14 protein-coding genes are annotated in these 19,622 nt (G+C 45.1%); 12 read left to right on the plus strand and 2 right to left on the minus strand.

Annotated elements, in window-relative coordinates; genetic code table 11:
- The first annotated feature begins 7 nt into the window (after window positions 1–7).
- The gene (locus tag P3T48_RS00945) at window positions 8–1,387 is read left to right on the plus strand and encodes an Outer membrane protein SusF domain-containing protein (RefSeq protein ID WP_276505268.1); all 1,380 of its coding nucleotides are present in this window, start codon (window positions 8–10) and stop codon (window positions 1,385–1,387) included.
- 165 nt (window positions 1,388–1,552) lie between these two features.
- On the plus strand, window positions 1,553–2,113 hold the full coding sequence (locus tag P3T48_RS00950; RefSeq protein ID WP_276505261.1) for an ORF6N domain-containing protein: 561 nt from the start codon (window positions 1,553–1,555) through the stop codon (window positions 2,111–2,113).
- A 223-nt stretch (window positions 2,114–2,336) separates the two neighbouring features.
- Here P3T48_RS00950 and P3T48_RS00955 read toward each other — a convergent pair whose 3' ends face one another.
- Window positions 2,337–3,464, minus strand: coding sequence for an AAA family ATPase (locus tag P3T48_RS00955; RefSeq protein ID WP_276505269.1), 1,128 nt, complete (start codon window positions 3,462–3,464; stop codon window positions 2,337–2,339).
- Window positions 3,465–3,543: 79 nt separating this feature from the next.
- Complete coding sequence (locus P3T48_RS00960) at window positions 3,544–3,951, minus strand: hypothetical protein (RefSeq protein WP_276505270.1); 408 nt, start codon at window positions 3,949–3,951, stop codon at window positions 3,544–3,546.
- A 380-nt stretch (window positions 3,952–4,331) separates the two neighbouring features.
- Here P3T48_RS00960 and P3T48_RS00965 point away from each other — a divergent pair, with 380 nt between their 5' ends.
- The 10 genes from P3T48_RS00965 (at window position 4,332) to P3T48_RS01010 (ending at window position 19,426) form a co-directional block, all read left to right on the plus strand.
- The gene (locus tag P3T48_RS00965) at window positions 4,332–5,357 is read left to right on the plus strand and encodes a LacI family DNA-binding transcriptional regulator (protein WP_217757618.1); all 1,026 of its coding nucleotides are present in this window, start codon (window positions 4,332–4,334) and stop codon (window positions 5,355–5,357) included.
- A gap of 26 nt (window positions 5,358–5,383) precedes the next feature.
- Complete coding sequence (locus P3T48_RS00970; protein WP_276505271.1) at window positions 5,384–6,712, plus strand: MFS transporter; 1,329 nt, start codon at window positions 5,384–5,386, stop codon at window positions 6,710–6,712.
- Window positions 6,713–6,821: 109 nt separating this feature from the next.
- Window positions 6,822–9,497 (plus strand): 4-alpha-glucanotransferase, encoded by a 2,676-nt coding sequence (locus P3T48_RS00975; protein WP_276505272.1) that lies wholly within the window; start codon window positions 6,822–6,824, stop codon window positions 9,495–9,497.
- 185 nt (window positions 9,498–9,682) lie between these two features.
- On the plus strand, window positions 9,683–11,818 hold the full coding sequence (locus tag P3T48_RS00980) for a glycoside hydrolase family 97 protein (RefSeq protein ID WP_276505273.1): 2,136 nt from the start codon (window positions 9,683–9,685) through the stop codon (window positions 11,816–11,818).
- Window positions 11,819–12,109: 291 nt separating this feature from the next.
- Window positions 12,110–14,161: a type I pullulanase gene (pulA, locus tag P3T48_RS00985; protein ID WP_276505274.1), complete on the plus strand. Its 2,052-nt coding sequence runs from the start codon at window positions 12,110–12,112 to the stop codon at window positions 14,159–14,161.
- Between the two features lie 40 nt (window positions 14,162–14,201).
- A complete protein-coding gene (locus tag P3T48_RS00990; protein ID WP_276505275.1) occupies window positions 14,202–16,130 on the plus strand; it encodes a glycoside hydrolase family 13 protein in 1,929 nt (642 codons plus the stop codon).
- Window positions 16,131–16,416: 286 nt separating this feature from the next.
- The gene (locus P3T48_RS00995; RefSeq protein WP_022253283.1) at window positions 16,417–17,181 is read left to right on the plus strand and encodes a DUF5020 family protein; all 765 of its coding nucleotides are present in this window, start codon (window positions 16,417–16,419) and stop codon (window positions 17,179–17,181) included.
- Window positions 17,182–17,209: 28 nt separating this feature from the next.
- Window positions 17,210–17,398 (plus strand): hypothetical protein, encoded by a 189-nt coding sequence (locus tag P3T48_RS01000; protein ID WP_276505276.1) that lies wholly within the window; start codon window positions 17,210–17,212, stop codon window positions 17,396–17,398.
- 621 nt (window positions 17,399–18,019) lie between these two features.
- Window positions 18,020–18,205 carry a restriction endonuclease subunit S domain-containing protein gene (locus tag P3T48_RS01005; RefSeq protein WP_276505277.1) on the plus strand — a complete coding sequence of 62 codons (186 nt, stop codon included), beginning with the start codon at window positions 18,020–18,022 and terminating at the stop codon, window positions 18,203–18,205.
- A 72-nt stretch (window positions 18,206–18,277) separates the two neighbouring features.
- On the plus strand, window positions 18,278–19,426 hold the full coding sequence (locus tag P3T48_RS01010; RefSeq protein WP_276505278.1) for a Fic family protein: 1,149 nt from the start codon (window positions 18,278–18,280) through the stop codon (window positions 19,424–19,426).
- Window positions 19,427–19,622: the final 196 nt, after the last annotated feature.

Below are 19,622 nucleotides of genomic sequence, written 5' to 3' on the forward strand. Positions count from 1 at the left end.
AAGCAAAATGAAAAAGACATTTTTATATAGCTTAGCAGTCTTGGCAAGTGTATCACTTGCCAGCTGCAACGGCGACTACGACGATTGGGCTAATCCTCAGACCAATCCACAGGAAGCCTCAGCTGCCAAATATGGTATCACCTTTACAGCAGGTCCTGAAGCAGAATGTAATATGCCTGACGAAAATGGAGTCATCAACCTCGTCACAGTCAACTCGACAGATGCCAATGTTACAGGCTATACACTGAAAGACTTGAAAGTAAATGGTGAGGCAATTGAAGGTGAAATCGTTGGTAACAACATTCAGGTAGATGCTAACGAGTTGGAGAAGATTCTCTGCACCCAGAACAAATCACGCGCAAGCGTTGCTCGTGACATCAACGTTGAGTCTAAGGTTTCTGTCAACTTGGCATCAGGTGATGCCGTTGCCATCAATACCGTAGGTACGACTACAGCCAAACTTAAGCCAACCCCAACTCCTGCTATCGATGAACAGGGCTACTACATGCTTGGCGAGGTAAACGGAAATAACTGGGATGCAACAAGTCCTGTATGGATGACCAAATTGTCTGATGGTGTTTACCAGCTCAAAGTCACTACAGAGAAAGACAAGAACTACTTCAAGTTCTACGAAGGCAGCAAGTGGGATGAAAGCGGTGATTGGAAAGTCATCAACAAAGGTGTCTTGGGTTGCGAGAAGAATGGTTGCGAAGATGCTTCTGGTACAATCTATTATACTGGTGACAGCTGGGGTGAACCCCAAACAATGGTTATCCCTGGTGTTGGTACATGGATTGTAACTCTCGACATGAACAACCTGACATATACAGTTGGCAAGCCTATCCTCTATATGGCAGGCGATGCTAATGGATGGAAGCAGATTGACGTCCTCAATAGTGATGATGGTGCTCACTTTACAGGTTATATGTACCTGAACCAGAATGGTTTCAAGTTCAGTACTCAGCCAAACTGGGATGGTACCAACTATGGTGCTGACTTTGATACAGCTCCTGATGCAGGAAACATCGTGATAACAGAAGAAGCAGGTTTCTATCAGGTAGATGTTGACTTGTCTGCGAAGACTTACACACTGACTCCATTTACTATTGGTATCATTGGTAGCGCAACTCCTAAAGGTTGGGATGGCGATACGAATATGACATACAATCCGGAAGAGCGCTGCTGGGAACTTAAGGACGTCGAATTGACTGATGGCGAAATGAAGTTCCGTCACACAAACGATTGGTCTCTCAGTTGGGGTGGAGAATTAGATAACCTCACTACACAGAATGGTCCAAACATCGCTGTAGCAGCTGGTACTTACGACATTAAACTTAAGGTTAATTGGGCAGAAGGAACAGCAAAGTGTGAGATGACAAAGAAGTAAACATTTGCTTCATCAAATAAACTAAATATCAATGAGGGTGTGTCATAAGTCTGTGACGCACCCTCATTTTTTTCTTTATCCCCATCCCTACATTTTTCTCTAAAACTTTGGAAGTTACAAGGAAAAGTCGTATCTTTGCCCATAAATAGCTCTAAAAAAGGAATTATGGGACATCAAGAAGATATTGTAAAAACTGAAAGTAAAATCATTGTCATCAGGGATACGCAAGTTATCCTTGACAGAGATGTTGCGGAATTGTATGGAGTAGAAACCAGAGAAATCAACCAAGCACTAAGAAACAACCCTAAAAAGTTTCCTCCAGGTTATGTTATTGAGTTGAATAACAACGAGAAAGAAGAACTCATCAAAAATTTTGATCGGTTCAAAAAACTCAAACATTCCACTGTTGCACCTCACGCATTTACAGAACAAGGACTTTATATGCTTGCCACTATTCTGAAAGGTGATTTAGCCATCAGTACCACCATTGCCATCATTGATACTTTCACTAAGCTTCGCAAATTGGCAAGAACCATCGACAAGGTGAACGAAGATGCTAAGGAGCATGGTATTTATCCGGACAAGAACACAGAGGACAAGATACAGACTGCCATGAACGAAGTCTTCGCCGACAACTTGCCACTGAAAATGCGCAAGCTTACCTTTGGTGTGAACCTGGGAATCCTCAAATTCTCTTTGGAAACAACAAGGGAATCCAAAGAATAAAAGAATATTAAAAGGCGGTCTCTGAATAGAAACCGCCTTTTTTGTATGCCCTGCATTCTTTCCTTCTTTTTTCCCTAAAACATTTGGAGATTAAAAAGGAAAGTGGTATCTTAGCGACATTATCCTATTTAACTGAACTTTCCCGCATTTGGGGAAGTTAGAGGGAAGTTAGAGAAGTTAGAGGGAAGTTAAGGGACATTTGATTTTCCAAGACTTTTTTGCTTTATTCCCCTTTTGCCAGCCATTTTGCAAAGAAGCGGTCGCTGACAAAGAAGCCTTTTGGGGTCTTGCTGATCAGTTGCTTGTCCACAAGAGCCTTCAGGGCAGTCTTTACGCTGCTGGTGGCAGGTAGGTGGTGGGTGATGATGAACTGTTGGCTAAGTGGGGAGGAAACTATTTGCTCCTTGGCAATTGCTAACAAGAGTAACTGCTGGTTTTCGGTCAGCCATGCACAATAGTTTTGGTATGCCATGGCTTGCTCCTCTATCAACTCTTGAATCACTTCATCCACTAAGTCCTTATTGATCTGCTCATCACGATGTTCGTAAATACCATGTAGGATGGCTTGTACATACCAAGTTACGCTGTCGGCTTGCGAGTAGATATAGGTGAATGTGTCTACATCAACCTCTCGTTTTTGTGATGACAAAAGACGATTGGCAAATGATAGATATCTTGACTCGGCGATACATGGTAGTGACATGACAAGAGAACTCTGGAAGAATGGGCGATTCGCCGACAAAAACATCTCTTCCATCATGTGCTGTTGACTGCCAGAAAATACGAAATATACATTGGGCAGGAATTGGATGTAGGAGCGTATCAATGCTTCCACTCCATCCTCTGGATAGTTCATGATTTGTTGAAACTCATCTATTGCCACGTAGCATCGCTTTCCAGATTGCTTCATGTACTCGAAGATTCGCTTCAAGCTTTCTCGTCCCTCGTTTGGTTTCAAATCCAAAGAAAATGTTGGAATGCCTGTCAGTTCGTCAATTGTTAGCGTTGGTCGCCAACTGCTGAAGAACTCCTGTACTTTACGCAAGGCGGATTGAGAGATTGTATCTAATTTCCCAATGATTTCCGAAGCCATGAGTTGCACCATCTGCTCCAAGTTCTTGGTGGCAAATATGTCTAAGTAGAAGCATTTCACATCATCATATTGCTTTTCCAACTGTTGGAAGACATGATGGATTAATCCAGTTTTGCCCATACGGCGAGGTGCGACAAGCGTGATATTTCGCTCGTTATGGAGCGAAGTCATCATCTTCTCAGTTTCTTTCTCACGGTCACAAAAGTACTCTGCTCCTTTGTATCCATACATCACGAAAGGGTTGTTAATTGTTGCCATAATCTTATTGCGCTTTTTACGTTGCGCAAATTACGCAATAATTATCGAGACAACCAAATGTTTTCAAGTTTTTTAATAATTATCCCATATCATCAAACAAGTCATCCATTGTCAGTTGCACTTGTGCAATTGCTGAATGGGCATTGGGGCGGATGCCGAATGTAGTTATTAGTGTAGGCAAGATGCCATGCCGAACACCTGTCTCTTCTACAAAATCACCCATACGGGTGCGAATATTTAACTCTTCTTCCTTCGTAATCGTATAAGGAGATTGTGAATACTTGATCTCGCAAAGATTGATGAGATGATCTGCTCGTTCTATCAACAAGTCTATCTGTGCTGCTGGAGTAGAGCACTTGCTACGCCATGAGTAATACTCCGTATATATCTGCTCTATGCCCAACCTCTTTTTGATTTGGGGAATATGTAGCATGCAGATACGCTCGAAAGCTAAACCATACCAAGTATTTTGACGTGGCTTTCCCATCTGATGCGTCCAATATGCAGTGTCGTGTGATTTCTGTTTTTCTGCCTACTATTTGCTCCATAACTGATATTCTTTAGCTGTTTATTGTGTTGCAAATTTAAGGAAAATATTTGAGAAAGCAAGCGATTCTTTAGCCAAATCGAAGAAAAAACGCTCGATTTGGCTAAGGAATAGGTGATATGATAGCCAAATCGAAGAAAAAACGCTCGATTTGGCTATTGTTTGCTCATATTCCTCACCAGCATTTGGTTGTTTAGAGATTTTGTTGTACTTTTGCTTTTATTGTGCAAACGTTTGCATGTAATTTTCTTGATTTAAGTCAAGCAAAAGGCGCTACTTTGGCAAGATTTGCATAATTTTGCACACAACACTAACAACCTATGAATGAGAAAACAATCATAACAATGAAAGATATTGCTCGCGAGCTGGGCGTTTCTATCGCAACGGTGAGCAGAGCTTTGAAGGACAGCCCTCGTATCAGTGCTGCCCAGAAGGAACGTATACAGACGTTTGCCAGGGCGCATAATTTCTGTCCCAATGTAATTGGTGAGGCTCTCAGATACAGTAGGACACAGCCCATGAAGGTCATCGGTGTTATCATTCCTGAGTTTGCCCATTATTTCTTCTCTTCTGTGCTTTCGGGTATCGAGGAGGAGGCAAGTGCGCGTGGCTATCGAGTGATGGTGGCGCAGAGCAATGAGCGATATGACAAGGAAGTGGCAATCTGCGAGGACTTCTATAAGAATAAAGTGTGCGGCATTATCGTTTCACAGGCGAAGGATACCATGCGCTATACGCATTTCCAAAGATTGATGGACAATGGCGTGCCATTGGTGTTCTATGACAGAATCTGTACTGGTGTGAACTGTTCGCGCGTAGTGGTGGACGACTATATGGGTGCCTTTACGGCTGTAACCCATCTCATTGACTCAGGCTGCAAGAGGATAGCTTTCTATGGCTCGCCCATGAACCTTGAAATATCCAAGAACAGATATAATGGTTATCATGATGCCTTGGTGAAGCATGGCTTGGAAGAAATACCCTCCCACGTACAAATCTGTGACAACAGGGGACAGGCAGAGGCGATTACGCCTGCACTCTTGGAGATGGAAAACAGACCGGATGCTTTCTTTGCGGTGAATGATGATACTGCCATCGGTATTCTCTATACTGCGAAACGTATGGGATTCCGAGTGCCTGAGGAAGTCAGCGTCTGTGGATTCACCAACGGCCAGCGAGCCATGGCTTGCGATCCTATGTTGACCACTGTCGACCAGCGAGGAGTGGCAGTAGGAGAGGAGGCTGTCAACATCCTTATCGGACAGGTGGAAGGTTCTATCCCGATGAATGAGGTGGAGAAGAGAGTGGTAAGAACCAAACTCGTGGTTCGTGGTACGACAAGATAAAGAAAATCAATAAAACAATAAAAAATATGATGACAAAACCTAATCTGAGTTTCTGGAAGCTCTGGAACTTGAGTTTCGGATTCTTCGGGGTACAGATAGCCTACGCTCTTCAGAGCGCCAACATCTCCCGAATCTTTGCAACGTTGGGTGCTGACCCACACAATCTGAGTTATTTCTGGATTCTCCCTCCACTGATGGGAATCCTGGTGCAACCCATTGTCGGAACCTTGAGCGACAAGACATGGTGCCGTTTCGGCCGACGAATTCCTTATCTCTTTGTGGGAGCTACGCTGGCTGTCTTGGTGATGTGTCTTTTGCCTAATGCCGGTTCGTTTGGCCTGACGGTTGGCGGTGCGATGATTTTTGGATTGATAGCCCTGATGTTTCTTGATACGAGCATCAATATGGCGATGCAGCCTTTCAAGATGTTGGTGGGCGACATGGTGAATGAGGAACAGAAGACGAAGGCTTACTCCATTCAGAGTTTCCTCTGCAATGCGGGTTCGATAGCCGGTTATATATTCCCCTTCCTTTTTGCCTTCTTGGGTATCAAAAACTATGCCGAGAAAGGTGTTGTGCCCGACTCTGTGATTTGGTCGTTCTATGTGGGCGCAGCCATCCTTATCCTCTGTGTCATCTATACCACGATGAAGGTGAAGGAGTGGAATCCGCAGGAATACGCCAAGTATAATGGAGTTACCGAAGATGCCGAGATGAAGGAAGAAGGCAAGGCCGACTGGATAAGCCTTCTGAAGAACGCTCCCTCTACCTTCTGGAAGGTGGGACTGGTGCAGTTCTTCTGCTGGGCAGGCTTCCTCTATCTGTGGAACTATTCTACGGGTGCCATTGCCGAGACCGTATGGAATACTACCGATGCCTGCACCAAGGCATTCCAGGATGCCGGCGACTGGGTGGGCATTCTCTTTGCCGTTCAGGCTGTGGGCAGTGTGCTGTGGGTGGTAGTGCTTCCCCAGTTCAAGAGTTCCAAGATGGCTTATGCGGTCAGCCTGATTATCGGTGGTGTGGGCTTTGCCCTTATCCCATTCCTGCACGACAAGTACCTGCAGTTCATTCCGTTCCTGATGATTGGTGCTGGCTGGGCAGCTATGTTGGCGATGCCTTTCACCTTTGTCACCAATGCTTTGCAGGGTTATGGACACATGGGTGCTTACCTCGGACTCTTCAACGGCACTATCTGTATTCCTCAGATTGTGGCAGCCCTCTGTGGCGGACACGTATTGTGGGTGGTAGGCTCTCACCAGAGTGACATGATGATAGTGGCAGGTGTGCTGCTGATATGTGGAGCTTTGGCTGTTTCCTTCATCAAGGAAAAGCAAGTGACGCAAAAAGCATAATAAGCGCAACCGATTGCGCAACATTTTGACATCTTTTGTGCAAGAAATTAATTGTATGTAGTAAGAAATGACTAATTTTGTACCATAAATAACAATCTTATAATTCCTTATGGTGTTTCGTTTTAATATAGAATACAAAACGGTTTATGGCGAGAATCTCGTCTTGAACCTGAACATGGACAACGAAGAGGTTCATAACAGCTTGGGAACTACAGACGGGCTTCACTGGTCGTGCGATCTGGATGTGACTCCCAAGACTAAAAACATTACCTATTATTATAGTGTAGAACGTGATGGCGTTTGTATCAAGAAGGAATGGCAGGTGGTGAAGCATCAGCTGAATGTGACAGCCGAGCGTGCCAATGATTATACTATCTATGATCACTGGCGTGACATTCCTGAGGATTCTTACCTCTATAGCAGCGCCTTCACCGACTGTATCAACCATCAGCAGCCTGCAGAGGTGAAGGATAATACCTTTGCCAAGACCATCAGACTGATAGTCCGTGCTCCACAGTTGAGAGAAGGTGAGCGCCTGGTACTGATAGGTTCTGATCCTCTTGTAGGAGCCTGGGACGTAAAGCGTGCTGTGCCTATGGTGGAACAGGCGTACAATGAATGGACGGTGGATGTCAATGCCGAGGCTTTGGCTGTCAATTACTTGGAGTTTAAGTTTGTAGCACTGAACGACAAGAAAAGCACCGAAGCATGGGAAACAGGTTACAACCGTAGTGTGGAAATCCCTGAGATGAAGGCCGGTTCGGTTGTATCTTACGAGTTGAGCCAGTCGTTCTTGGAGCGCTGGAACCGTAAGTTTGCCGGAACATTGGTTCCTGTTTTCTCACTTCGCAGCAAGAAGAGTGCGGGTATAGGCGACTTTGGAGACCTGAAGAGTATGATCGACCTGGTGGCAAAGACTGGACAGAAGGTGCTTCAGTTGTTGCCTATCAACGATACGACCATCACTCACACCTGGACAGACTCTTATCCCTACAGCTGTATCAGCGTGTTTGCCATTCATCCACAGTATGCCGACCTGCAGGCTCTGCCCGAGCTTGAGGATGCCAAGGCTCGTGCTGAGGCTGAGAAGACCAGAGCAGAGCTCAATGCCCTGCCCCAGATAGATTATGAAAAGGTAAATGATTTCAAGATAACGTACCTGCACCAAATCTTCAATCAGGAAGGTGAAAAGATGATGAAGAGTGCCGAATATCAGGCATTCTTCCAGGAAACAGAACAGTGGCTGGTGCCTTATGCACAATATTCTTGTCTGCGCGACAAGTATGGCACTGCTGATTTCTCGAAGTGGCCCGACCACAATGCTTGGGACGAAAAAGACCGCAAGGCACTGGTCAACCCAAGAACAAAGGCCTACAAGGAGGTGGAGTTCTTCTACTTCGTACAGTTTGTGCTGAACACACAGATGAAGGCTGCTCACGAGCATGCCATGGCCAAGGGAGTCATCCTGAAGGGTGATATTCCTATCGGTGTGAACCGTTTTGGATGTGATGTATGGACAGAGCCTAAGTACTTCAACCTCGACGGACAGGCAGGAGCTCCACCTGACGATTTCTCTGTGAATGGTCAGAACTGGGGATTCCCTACCTACAACTGGTATGAGATGCTGAAAGACGACTGTCAGTGGTGGACACGTCGATTCCAGAATATGTCGAAGTTCTTTGATGCTTATCGTATCGACCACGTGCTGGGCTTCTTCCGTATATGGGAGATTCCTATTGACTCTGTTCATGGTCTGCTCGGACAGTTTGCTCCTGCACTCGGCATGACAGCTGACGAGATTCGCTCGTATGGTCTTAACTTCCAGCAGGACAGATTCACCCGTCCATTTATCACCGACTGGGTGCTCGACCGTGTGTTCCATGAGCGTGCTGACGAGGTGAAGCAAAAGTATCTGGACCGTTTGGATGATGAGCGTTATCAGTTGAAGGAAGAGGTGGATACCCAGATAAAGGTGGAGGCTCTCTTTGAGGGAGTGACCGATGAGAAGGAAATATGGCTTCGCGACGGACTCTATGCTCTGATCAGCGATGTACTCTTTGTTCGCGACCATCGTAATCCGGGATTGTATCACCCACGTATCTCTGCTCAGTTCGACTTTATCTTCGAATCACTTTATGACAATGACAAGGCTGCGTTCAATCGTCTTTATAACGATTACTTCTATCGTCGCAACAACCAGTTCTGGTACGAGGAGGCGATGAAGAAGTTGCCTAAGTTGGTTCAGGCTACTCGTATGTTGGTTTGTGCCGAAGACCTTGGTATGGTGCCAGATTGTGTGCCATGGGTGATGAACGAATTGAAGATGTTGGGCCTTGAGTTGCAGAGTATGCCTAAGGATCCAAGTGTGAAGTTTGGGCATCTGAGCCGCAATCCTTATCGTTCGGTTTGTACCATCTCAAGTCACGATATGCCTACGCTTCGCCAGTGGTGGGACGAGGACATTCAGCGCACGCAAGAGTATTATAATACGATGCTCTATCGCCAAGGACCAGCACCTCATCCGCTGCCAGGATGGCTCGCACAGGATATCATCTCGCGCCATCTCACATCGCCCTCTATGCTCTGTATTCTGAGCATTCAGGACTGGCTTGCCATCAACGAGCATCTTCGTTTGCCCGATGCCAATGCCGAGCGTATCAATATCCCGGCCAATCCTAAGCATTACTGGCGCTATCGCATGCACCTCAGCATAGAGGATTTGGCGGCTAACAAGGAATTTATGGACAGTGTGACAGAGCTTGTTGCGCAGTCAGGAAGAAACTAATGCAAACGTTTGCACGTTATGCAAAAAAGAAATACCCTCCAATTTTTAGGAGGGTATTTTTCTTTTTTGTATATTTGCAATGTCTAACCAAAAGACTTACTTTTACTGACAAACAATAGCAGAACAAAGCAAACTGCAGAACAAGGCAAGCAACAACTGAAAAAGACAAAATAACACTGGACTATATGAAGAAATTGAATGTTTTAGTAGTTGGTCTGCTGCTGCCACTCTTGGCGGCAGCGCAGACCGTTAAATCGCCCAATGGCAATGTATCGGTAACATTCTCTCTGACTGGTAATGGACAGCCTACCTACGAGATGAGTTATAAGGGCAAGACAGTATGTAAACCCTCACACCTCGGACTGGAGCTTGCCAAGGACAAGCATGCCAGCAAGGGTATGACGGAAACCAATCTGATGGACGGATTCACCGAAACAGGAAGCAAGACCTCTTCTTTTGATGAGACATGGAAGCCTGTATGGGGTGAGACTGCTACCATTCGCAACAATTATAACGAAATGGAGGTAAACCTAAATCAGGCTTCTTCCAACCGTAACATCACCATTCGCTTCCGCGTATATGATTATGGTATGGGTCTGCGCTATGAGTTCCCACAGCAGGAATCGCTCAACTATTTCGTCATTCAGGAAGAGCACACCCAGTTTGCCATGGCAGGCGACCATACTGCCTATTGGATTCCAGGCGACTACGACACTCAAGAGTATGAATATCAGATTACTCCTCTGACAGGCATCCGTCCTGTTATCGCCAAGAACCGCGAATCATACAAAAGCAACTCTTCCACCACCGTCTTCTCTGACACAGGTGTGCAGACCTCTCTTCAGATGAAGACCAAGGACGGACTTTATATCAATATCCATGAGGCTGCCTGTCTGGATTATCCTACGATGCACCTCAATCTGGATGAAAAGACACTGACCTTTGAGTCATGGTTGACACCTGATGCGGTAGGCAGAAAGGGATTCATCCAGACTCCTTTCAACACGCCATGGCGTACCGTGCTGGTGAGTGATGATGCACGCGATATGCTTTCCTGCAAACTGACACTCAACCTCAACGAGCCTTGCAAGATAGAGGATACTTCATGGATTCATCCTACTAAGTACTGCGGTGTGTGGTGGAACATGATTGTTGGTACTAAAACATGGAGCTACACCAACGACCTGCCTTCTGTTCGCCTTGGTGTGACCGACTATAGCAAGTGCAAGCCTAATGGAACACATGGGGCTACCAATGAAGAAGTGAAGCGCTATATCGACTTTGCAGCAAAGAATGGTTTGCAGGAAGTGCTGGTAGAAGGATGGAACGAAGGTTGGGAAGACTGGTTTGGTCATCAGAAACTTGATGTCTTCGACTTTGTGACTCCTTATCCTGATTTCGATATCAAGATGCTCAACGAATATGCTCATTCCAAGGGCGTGAAACTGATGATGCATCATGAGACTTCTGCCGCAGCTCTTAACTATGAGCGTCACTTGGAGAATGCCTTCCAGCTGATGAACAAGTATGGTTATGATGCCGTGAAGACCGGTTATGTGGGCGATATCATCCCAAGAGGCGAATATCACTACAGCCAGTTGATGAACAATCACTACCAGCGTGTCGTTGAGACGGCTGCCAAACATCACATCATGGTGAATGCTCACGAGGCTACACGTCCTACAGGTATCTGCCGTACATGGCCAAACCTGGTGGGCAACGAGAGCGCAAGAGGTACTGAGTATGAGGCTTTTGGTGGAAGTGTAAGCTATCACACCGTGATGCTGCCATTCACCCGTCTGCAGGGAGGACCTATGGACTATACTCCAGGTATCTTCGAGACCAAACTGTCGGAGTGGAGCAACAACTCAAGTTATGTGCACACCACTCTCTGTGGTCAGCTCTCACTCTATCTTGTGATGTACAGTCCTTTGCAGATGGCAGCCGACCTGCCTGAGCACTATGAGAAGTACGACGATGCCTTCCTGTTTATCCGCGATGTGGCTTGCGACTGGGATGACTCCAAGTATATAGAGGCAGAACCTGCCAAGTATATCACCGTAGCCCGCAAGGCAAAAGGAACCGACAACTGGTTTGTTGGTGGCAAGACTGACGCAGCCCGTACATCGGTAGTGAAGCTCGACTTCCTCGACAAGGGTAAGAAGTATGCCTGCGCCATCTATCAGGACGGCAAGAATGCCGACTATGAGAAGAACCCTAAATCCTACCAGATTATTCACAAGACTGTGAAGAAGGGTGATGTCTTGAAGATCAAAGAGGCACGTGGTGGTGGCTTTGCCATCTCATTGCTTGCAAAATAAACTTTAAAATTTTAACTGGTGTACTTTGGTTGTGAAATTCATGAAAAAACAGGGTTCTTATATTCGCTGTATTTTCTGTATTTCCGACCGAATGGCAAGGTGGAATCAAATACGCTAAAAATGAGCGTGTTTGGTTCTGCCTATTTCTGCATAAAATACGCTTTTGTAGGTATTTTATGCAAGAAAAAGATAGTATAATAGCTATAGCTTAGTTAAAAGTCTATATTTATACGTAAAATGGAGAATGATTCTTGTTTGGATTTTCTCTCAATCTAGCAAAAGCTTAACCGTATGAGCATTAAAAATCAATTTTTAGTAGCCTTGACTGCTGTTTTAGTTCCCCATTCATTGATGGCACAAGGTGCTTTCAATGAAATGTCCTATTCTAAGGATAAAACTACTTTCTCTTTGAATTCACCTACAGCTTCTGTTGAAGTAGATGGTGTAACTGGTGCAACTCCACAGGTTTCTTCCAGTAGTGCAAAACCGAGTGTAAAAATCCGTATTTATAAAGACGGACTGATAGGAAAACCTGTTAAGACCATCAAGATGAAAAGTGTATGTAAGGACCGATGGGAAGCTACCGTAAAGGGTGACTTGAAGGGAAAGTTCTATACTTTTGATATGGGAAAGGGTGAATGTCCCGGTACTTTTGCCAAGGCTGTCGGTGTGAATGGCAATCGGGGTGCCATCATCGACATGGCTTCTACCAATCCTGAGGGATGGAAGGATGACAAGCGACCAGAACTGAAGTCGCCTGCCGACTTGGTGATTTATGAGCTCCACGTGCGTGATTTCTCGGTGTCACCTACCTCTGGGCTGAAGTATAAAGGCAAGTATCTGGCACTGACAGAACCTAAGGCGATAGAATATCTCAAGCGCCTCGGTGTCAATGCGATACACTTCCAGCCTTTGTTCGATTTTGCTTCGGTTGATGAGACACGCCTCGATACGCCACAGTTTAACTGGGGCTATGACCCTAAGAACTATAATGTGCCAGAAGGTAGCTATAGCACCAATCCTTATGCTCCGGGAACCCGCATCAAGGAGTTCAAGGAGATGGTGATGGCATTGCACAAGGCGGGCATCCGTGTCATCTTCGATGCTGTGTATAACCATACCTTCGATATCAACGGAAGTAACTTCCAGCGTACTTATCCCGATTATTACTATCGCAAGACCAAGGAAGGCAAGTATAGCGATGGTTCGGGTTGTGGCAACGAGACTGCATCAGAAAAGCCTTTGATGCGCCAGTTTATGCTGGAGAGCGTGAAGTACTGGATTGATGAATTCCATATTGATGGTTTCCGCTTCGACCTGATGGGTGTTCACGACATAGAGACTATGCTGGCTATCCGTGAGATGGTAAACCGCATTGATCCAAGCATTTATATCTATGGTGAAGGTTGGAGCGCAGGAAGTTGCGCTTATCCAAACGACCAGTTGGCGATAAAGGCCAACACCTTCAAACTCAATGGTATCGGAGCCTTCAGCGATGATATGCGAGATGCCCTTCGTGGTCCTTTCTCTGACAATACCAAAGGCGCTTTCCTGGCTGGCATTCCCGGCGAGGAAGAGAGTCTGAAGTTTGGTATAGTGGGAGGCATTGCCCATCCGCAGGTAGATATGAATTTGGTCAACTATGACAAGAAGCCTTGGACAGCAGAGCCTACCCAGCAGATCAGCTATGTGAGCTGTCACGACGATATGTGTCTTGTTGACCGTCTGAAGGCAACCGTGCCTGGCATCAAAGATGCTTCCAGAACGGAGAGCGAACGTATAGCAGAGTTGATTCGCCTCGACTTGTTGGCTCAGACTGCTGTGTTCACATCGCAGGGTGTGCCTTTCTTCTTGGCAGGAGAGGAGATGTTGCGTGACAAGAAGGGTGTGCACAACAGTTATTGCTCGCCCGACAGTATCAATGAGTTTAACTGGGAGAATCTGAAGAAATATCCACAGGTGTTTGAATATTATCGTAACCTGATTCAGCTTCGAAAGAATCATCCGGCTTTCCGTCTTGCCAAGGCTGAGGCAGTGAGAGAACATTTGGAGTTCTTGCCAACAGCCCCTGTTGCAGAGCAGAAGAAAGATGGCGCTCAGGTGGAGAAGAATGGTTGCCTGCTTGCCTTCAGACTCAAGAACCTGGAAGGCATAGACAGCTGGAAGAACATTATTGTCATCTTCAATGCCAACAAGGAAGCCCGCACCGTAGCGATACCTCAGGGCGAGTATCATGTGGCTTGCTGCAATGGGGTTATCAATGAAGACGGAATCGGGATGCCATTGGTGGGTAACGAAACCATCATAGATGGCCAGTCGGCATTGATACTGTATCAGAAATAAGTTTCGAAAGTCAATACAATAACTTAAACATAGATCTATAATGAAGAAGAAATTTGTTTCATTCATGTTGCTTATGAGTAGCGTAATGAGTATGACGGCGGCAGTCAACGTGAGCCGCATAGAACCTACCGACTGGTTTGTAGGTATGAAAGACGCTTCGTTGCAGTTGATGGTGTATGGTAAGGACATCAAGAATGCTGAGGTGACAGTCAATTATCCTGGCGTGAAAATCGATAGCGTTGCCCGTCTTGAATCACCCAATTATCTCTTGGTTTATCTTAATCTGAAGGATGCCAAGGCAGGCGAGATGGTTCTCAATTTTAAGCAGGGAAAGCAGAGCAAGAAGGTGAAGTATCAGTTGAAAGACCGAGAGATGGCTGGCGAAAAGCGCATGGGCTTCACCAACGAAGACGTGCTCTATATGTTGATGCCGGATCGCTTTGCCAATGGAAATCCTAAGAATGATGTTCTCAAGACGATGCGTGACACGAATTGCGACCGTCATGCTCCAAGTCTGCGTCATGGTGGAGACCTGGAAGGAATCCGTCAGCACTTGGATTACTTCACCCAGTTGGGTGTCACGGCCCTTTGGTTTACTCCCGTTTTAGAGAATGACAGTCCAGGCGACGGCAAGAGCAGCAGCTATCATGGTTATGCCACAACCGATTATTACAAGGTTGACCCTCGTTTCGGAACCAATGCTGAGTACAAGCGACTCATTGACGAGGCACATCAGAAAGGCTTGAAGATTGTGATGGATATGATTTTCAATCACTGTGGTTTCGAGCATCCCTGGATTGCCGACATGCCTTCAAAAGACTGGTTCAACTGTCCAGAATGGCTTCTTCCTGAGTATCAGACTCCTGAGCATGTGAAGAAGATTGGTACTGTGGACGGAGCAAGAACTGTGAACGATATGTATCGACAGACCAGTTATAAGTTGACTCCTGTCCTCGACCCATACGCCAGCAAGGTGGATATGGAAGAGACGGTAGACGGATGGTTTGTACCTTCTATGCCAGACCTCAATCAGCGCAACCCTCATGTCATCAAGTACCTTATCCAGAACAGCGAATGGTGGATAGAGACCGTGGGAATTGATGGCATCCGTATGGACACTTATCCTTATGCCGACCGTGATGCGATGGCTTTGTGGATGAAGACGCTCAACAACGAATATCCTAACTTCAATACCGTAGGCGAGACATGGGTTACTGAGCCAGCCTATACTGCTGCATGGCAGAAAGACAGCAAGCTCTCAGAGAAGAACAGCTATCTGAAAACAGTGATGGACTTTGCCTTCTTCGACCGTATCAACAGTGCCAAGAACGAGGAAACCGATGACTGGTGGAACGGAATGAACCGTCTCTATAATGTGTTCTGCTATGATTATCTCTATCCTAACCCAAAGAGCGTGATGGCATTCATTGAAAATCACGATACCGACAGATTCCTCGGCGAGGGCAAGGATACCGTGGCATTGAAGCAGGCTTTGGCGCTCTTGCTTACCATCAACCGTACACCGCAGCTTTATTATGGTACAGAAGTGTTGATGAATGGCACCAAGAGTGTAACCGACGGCAACGTGCGTAAAGACTTCCCTGGTGGATGGGCTGGCGACAAGCATAATGCCTTCACCGAAGAAGGAAGAACACAGGATGAGAACCGGATGTTCCAGTGGCTCAGCAACTTGCTGCATTGGCGCCAGGGTAACAAGGTGGTTACCAAAGGCAAGCAGACTCAGTTCTGTCCTTATAAGGGTGTGTATGTCATCGCACGCCAGTATCAGGGTAAAACAGTCATGACCATCATCAATGGCAAGAAGGAAGCCAATGAGCTGGATGTGACACGTTATGCAGAGATTATCGGTTCGCATGAAAAGGCTACTGATGTTACGAATGGCTGCACTGTTCTTATCAACAAGAACGTAAAGCTTCGTCCTCGTCAGGCAATGATACTTGAATTCTGATAAATTGAACATTCCAAGTTCAGAAGTTATAGAAGTTAAAGAAGTTATCACTCCCTTCGGGCGTTAGAAGTTATAGCCAACAGTCTTTTTAGTTGAAGATTTAGCTGTAAAGTATATGGCTTTAACTTCTCTAATTTCTTTAACTTCTTTAACTTCCCCATTTTCGAAAGTTGAGTTCAATATTTATTTAAGATTGTTTGTTTCTTATTATAGTTTTTATTAACTTTGCAAACGATTAGAGAGCAGGAGGCTTTCTTGTACATATTTAAAACTATAATAAGAAACAATGATTTTAAACCAACTCCGACATTTGCGATTAGTTATGGCTTTGCTGATTCTTTGGGCTTGCAGCTCAGTGGCAAAGGCACAGACCAACGCTCAGATTTTGTATGATTTCGGTTCCGACCGTAAGTTTGTCACCCTTACCCTCGAAATGTTCAAGCAGGACAAGTGGGGTAGTACTTATTTCTTTGTTGACCACGACTTCAACTACGACAAAATGGTAGTGGGCGAGAAGAATATTGCCCAGGGAGGAACCTATACAGAGATTTCACGTGCACTCAACTTCTGGCAGAAAACTCAGTTCAAGAACTGGAGCCTTCATGTGGAGTACAATGGTGGTATCACCAAGAATTATCCCATCAACAATGCATGGCTCTTCGGTGTGGAATACCTCGTGCACGACAAGAATTACAAAAACACTTTGACTCTGGATGCTTTATACAAGACCATCCGTCAGACTGATCAGAATGTACCCTTGCAGTTTACTGCTGTCTGGACCTGTAACGACATCTTTGGTGTAAAGGGTTTGAAGTTCGACGGCTTTGCCGATTTCTGGTGGGAGACTCATGCTGTCGACTATCAGGAGGATGGTTCTGCTACAACCAAGCACACAGTCTTCATCACCGAGCCACAGCTCTGGTACAATGTAGGTCAGCACTTCGGTTGCGAGAACCTCAGTGTAGGAGGCGAGGTAGAGTTGAGCAACAACTTTGGCTCAACAGGTGGCTTCAAATGCCGTCCCTGCTTAGGTGTGAAATGGGACTTTTAGTAAAAAGTAAAAATAAAAATCTGTTGTCATGAATAGAGTCTATTGTTTGTTGGTTTGTCTGTTTTGTGCTTGTCAGGTTTCTTTATGCAAGGAACTCGATGAGAAAGTTCTTTTTGAGGAACTTGATCAACTGCTTGCACAGCAGCAAGAACTGACCCAAGAGAAAGAGCGCAAGATTTGCCATTCTGAGGTCAAAAGACGAGAAACGGTTACTTAATAAAGCTCATTTATATTTACTTCATGAATTTAGAACCTTTAATGGATCAGATAATAGAGAAAATGCCCAAAGGACAATATCCAAGTATAAATAAGGCAGATATAGAGTCTCTATAAATACCTGTCCCTCCCATCGAAATTCAAAAGAAAATTATATCTGAATGTGAGGCTATAGATAAAGAGTACGCTACTAGTCGTATGACTATTGAAACTTATCGTAAGAAAATTAGCGAAATATTTGATAATCTTGAAGTTATTGCTAAAGAAAAAATGGGGGTATGCTTAAGCAGATATGTTCTTACTCTAATGAACGTATGAGTATGAGCGAAATGTCTGTTGCCGATTATATCAGTACCGATAACCTCTTGCAGAATTATGAGGGAGTAAGGCCATATAATGGAGAACCAAATATAAATTCGGCAGTAAAGTATGATAAAGGGGCTATCCTGTTGTCTAACATTCGCCCATATCTTAAAAAAATTGGCTTGCAGATAAAGATGGTGGTTGTAGTCCTGATGTATTAGTCATAAGACTTGATTCTCGTGATTATCTGCCAGAATATGTTTACCATGTTATGGCTCGTCAGCGATTCTTTGATTTCGTAATGACAGATGTAAAGGGCATGAAAATGCCAAGAGGCAATAAAGACAACATTATGCGATATGAGATTCCTGTAATTCCTCTCGCAGAGCAACAGCAAGTTATTAATCAAGTTAAGGAGTATAAAGAGCAAATAAATATGGCTCATAAAATAATTACTGGTTGTCCAAAGCGAAAGAAAGCTGTGCTTGAAAATTATCTGAACTAATATGAGAAGTGAAACCATTTGTCCGATACTATTTGAATTATTTCGGACAAATGGTCTAAAGAAGATATAATTATGACTGATAAAAACAAACAACTATACCTTGACTTCGAAGCCTACGAGCGTGTGGCAGAGCCTCATAAGCGCGAAAGGGCTTCGGCATGGCGCACGGCTATCGGTCTGCAAGATGTTGACGGACTGAAGGTGTCTGACTATCTGAAAGAGACGGCTGTTAGACACATTGAGGGCGATATTACCATTGATGATGTGCGCGAACAGTTGAAATCGTATTATGTCAACAAAACTACTCATGATGAGGATGATGCCGAAAAAGAAGAGGCCGACCGTGTGGCTGCCAATATAGCCAAGCTACTGAGCGAGAAGTCTTTTTCGTTTACAGCATTGGAATTTCTGAATATCCATAGGCACTTGTTTGAGGGTGTATTCAAACATGCTGGTGAAGTGCGCCCCTATGACATCAGCAAGAAGGAATGGATATTGCAAGGAGATACTGTTGTGTATGGACGTGCTGCCGACATTATGATGGCGTTGCGATATGACATTCAGCAAGAAAAGGACTTTAATTATAAAGGACTGTCAACGGATGAAATCATCAGTCACATTGTAGATTTCGTCACCTTGCTATGGCAGAACCATCCGTTTCGTGAGGGCAACACACGAACAACGGCCGTGTTTGTCATCAAATATCTGCGCTCTATCGGTTTCAAGGTGGACAACGATTTGTTTGCCGACAACTCTTGGTACTTCCGCAATGCCCTTGTTCGTGCCAACTATCGCAATCCTTCAAAAGGTATAGAGCCCAACAAATCATTCCTCATCAGGTTCTTCCGTAATTTGATGTTGGGCGAACATCATGAACTGAAGAACCGTTATATGCTGATAGGATATGCAGATGTTGGTGACACCCATACAAGTACCCATACAAGCACCCATACAAGTTTTGATGAAACCGTATCTACGTTATCTGAAAATATAAAACGGTTAGTTATTGCGATTGGCACAGATGAAAAGAGCGTTAAGGAAATGATGGAGGCGGTCGGTTTGAAGAATCGTCCCAATTTCCTTGAATATTCTCTTACGCCAGCCATTACTGAAGGCTTGGTAAAAATGAAATTTCCGAACTCGCCACATCATCCTCGCCAGAAATATCTTCTGACCGTGAAAGGGTTAGCGGTGTATGATGAGTGTGTCAAATCAATGTGAAAAATCTGCCAGAGCTTGCTCCCCGAAGGTGCTCAGCCGAGGATGCTTGACTTGTACAAGAACTCCTTTTGGAGTGGCAGCCTGATGCGATTTTCAAAAACCGGTAATTAGGCTTACCGATTTTTAAAATCGTTGTTTTAGCGGCATCGAGATAGCTCGCTGGAAAAGTAAAAGCCAGTGCTCTTTGTGCATCTTA

The organism is Segatella intestinalis (genome assembly GCF_029348455.1).
Classification (GTDB): domain Bacteria; phylum Bacteroidota; class Bacteroidia; order Bacteroidales; family Bacteroidaceae; genus Prevotella.

Excerpts from the sequence above, each read along its gene's own strand:
- P3T48_RS00945 (WP_276505268.1), top strand. The coding sequence starts at position 8 with ATGAAAAAGACATTTTTATATAGCTTAGCAGTCTTGGCAAGTGTATCA.
- P3T48_RS00950 (WP_276505261.1), top strand. The coding sequence starts at position 1,553 with ATGGGACATCAAGAAGATATTGTAAAAACTGAAAGTAAAATCATTGTC.
- P3T48_RS00955 (WP_276505269.1), bottom strand. The coding sequence starts at position 3,464 with ATGGCAACAATTAACAACCCTTTCGTGATGTATGGATACAAAGGAGCA.
- P3T48_RS00960 (WP_276505270.1), bottom strand. The coding sequence starts at position 3,951 with ATGGGAAAGCCACGTCAAAATACTTGGTATGGTTTAGCTTTCGAGCGT.
- P3T48_RS00965 (WP_217757618.1), top strand. The coding sequence starts at position 4,332 with ATGAATGAGAAAACAATCATAACAATGAAAGATATTGCTCGCGAGCTG.
- P3T48_RS00970 (WP_276505271.1), top strand. The coding sequence starts at position 5,384 with ATGATGACAAAACCTAATCTGAGTTTCTGGAAGCTCTGGAACTTGAGT.
- P3T48_RS00975 (WP_276505272.1), top strand. The coding sequence starts at position 6,822 with ATGGTGTTTCGTTTTAATATAGAATACAAAACGGTTTATGGCGAGAAT.
- P3T48_RS00980 (WP_276505273.1), top strand. The coding sequence starts at position 9,683 with ATGAAGAAATTGAATGTTTTAGTAGTTGGTCTGCTGCTGCCACTCTTG.
- pulA (WP_276505274.1), top strand. The coding sequence starts at position 12,110 with ATGAGCATTAAAAATCAATTTTTAGTAGCCTTGACTGCTGTTTTAGTT.
- P3T48_RS00990 (WP_276505275.1), top strand. The coding sequence starts at position 14,202 with ATGAAGAAGAAATTTGTTTCATTCATGTTGCTTATGAGTAGCGTAATG.
- P3T48_RS00995 (WP_022253283.1), top strand. The coding sequence starts at position 16,417 with ATGATTTTAAACCAACTCCGACATTTGCGATTAGTTATGGCTTTGCTG.
- P3T48_RS01000 (WP_276505276.1), top strand. The coding sequence starts at position 17,210 with ATGAATAGAGTCTATTGTTTGTTGGTTTGTCTGTTTTGTGCTTGTCAG.
- P3T48_RS01005 (WP_276505277.1), top strand. The coding sequence starts at position 18,020 with ATGAAAATGCCAAGAGGCAATAAAGACAACATTATGCGATATGAGATT.
- P3T48_RS01010 (WP_276505278.1), top strand. The coding sequence starts at position 18,278 with ATGACTGATAAAAACAAACAACTATACCTTGACTTCGAAGCCTACGAG.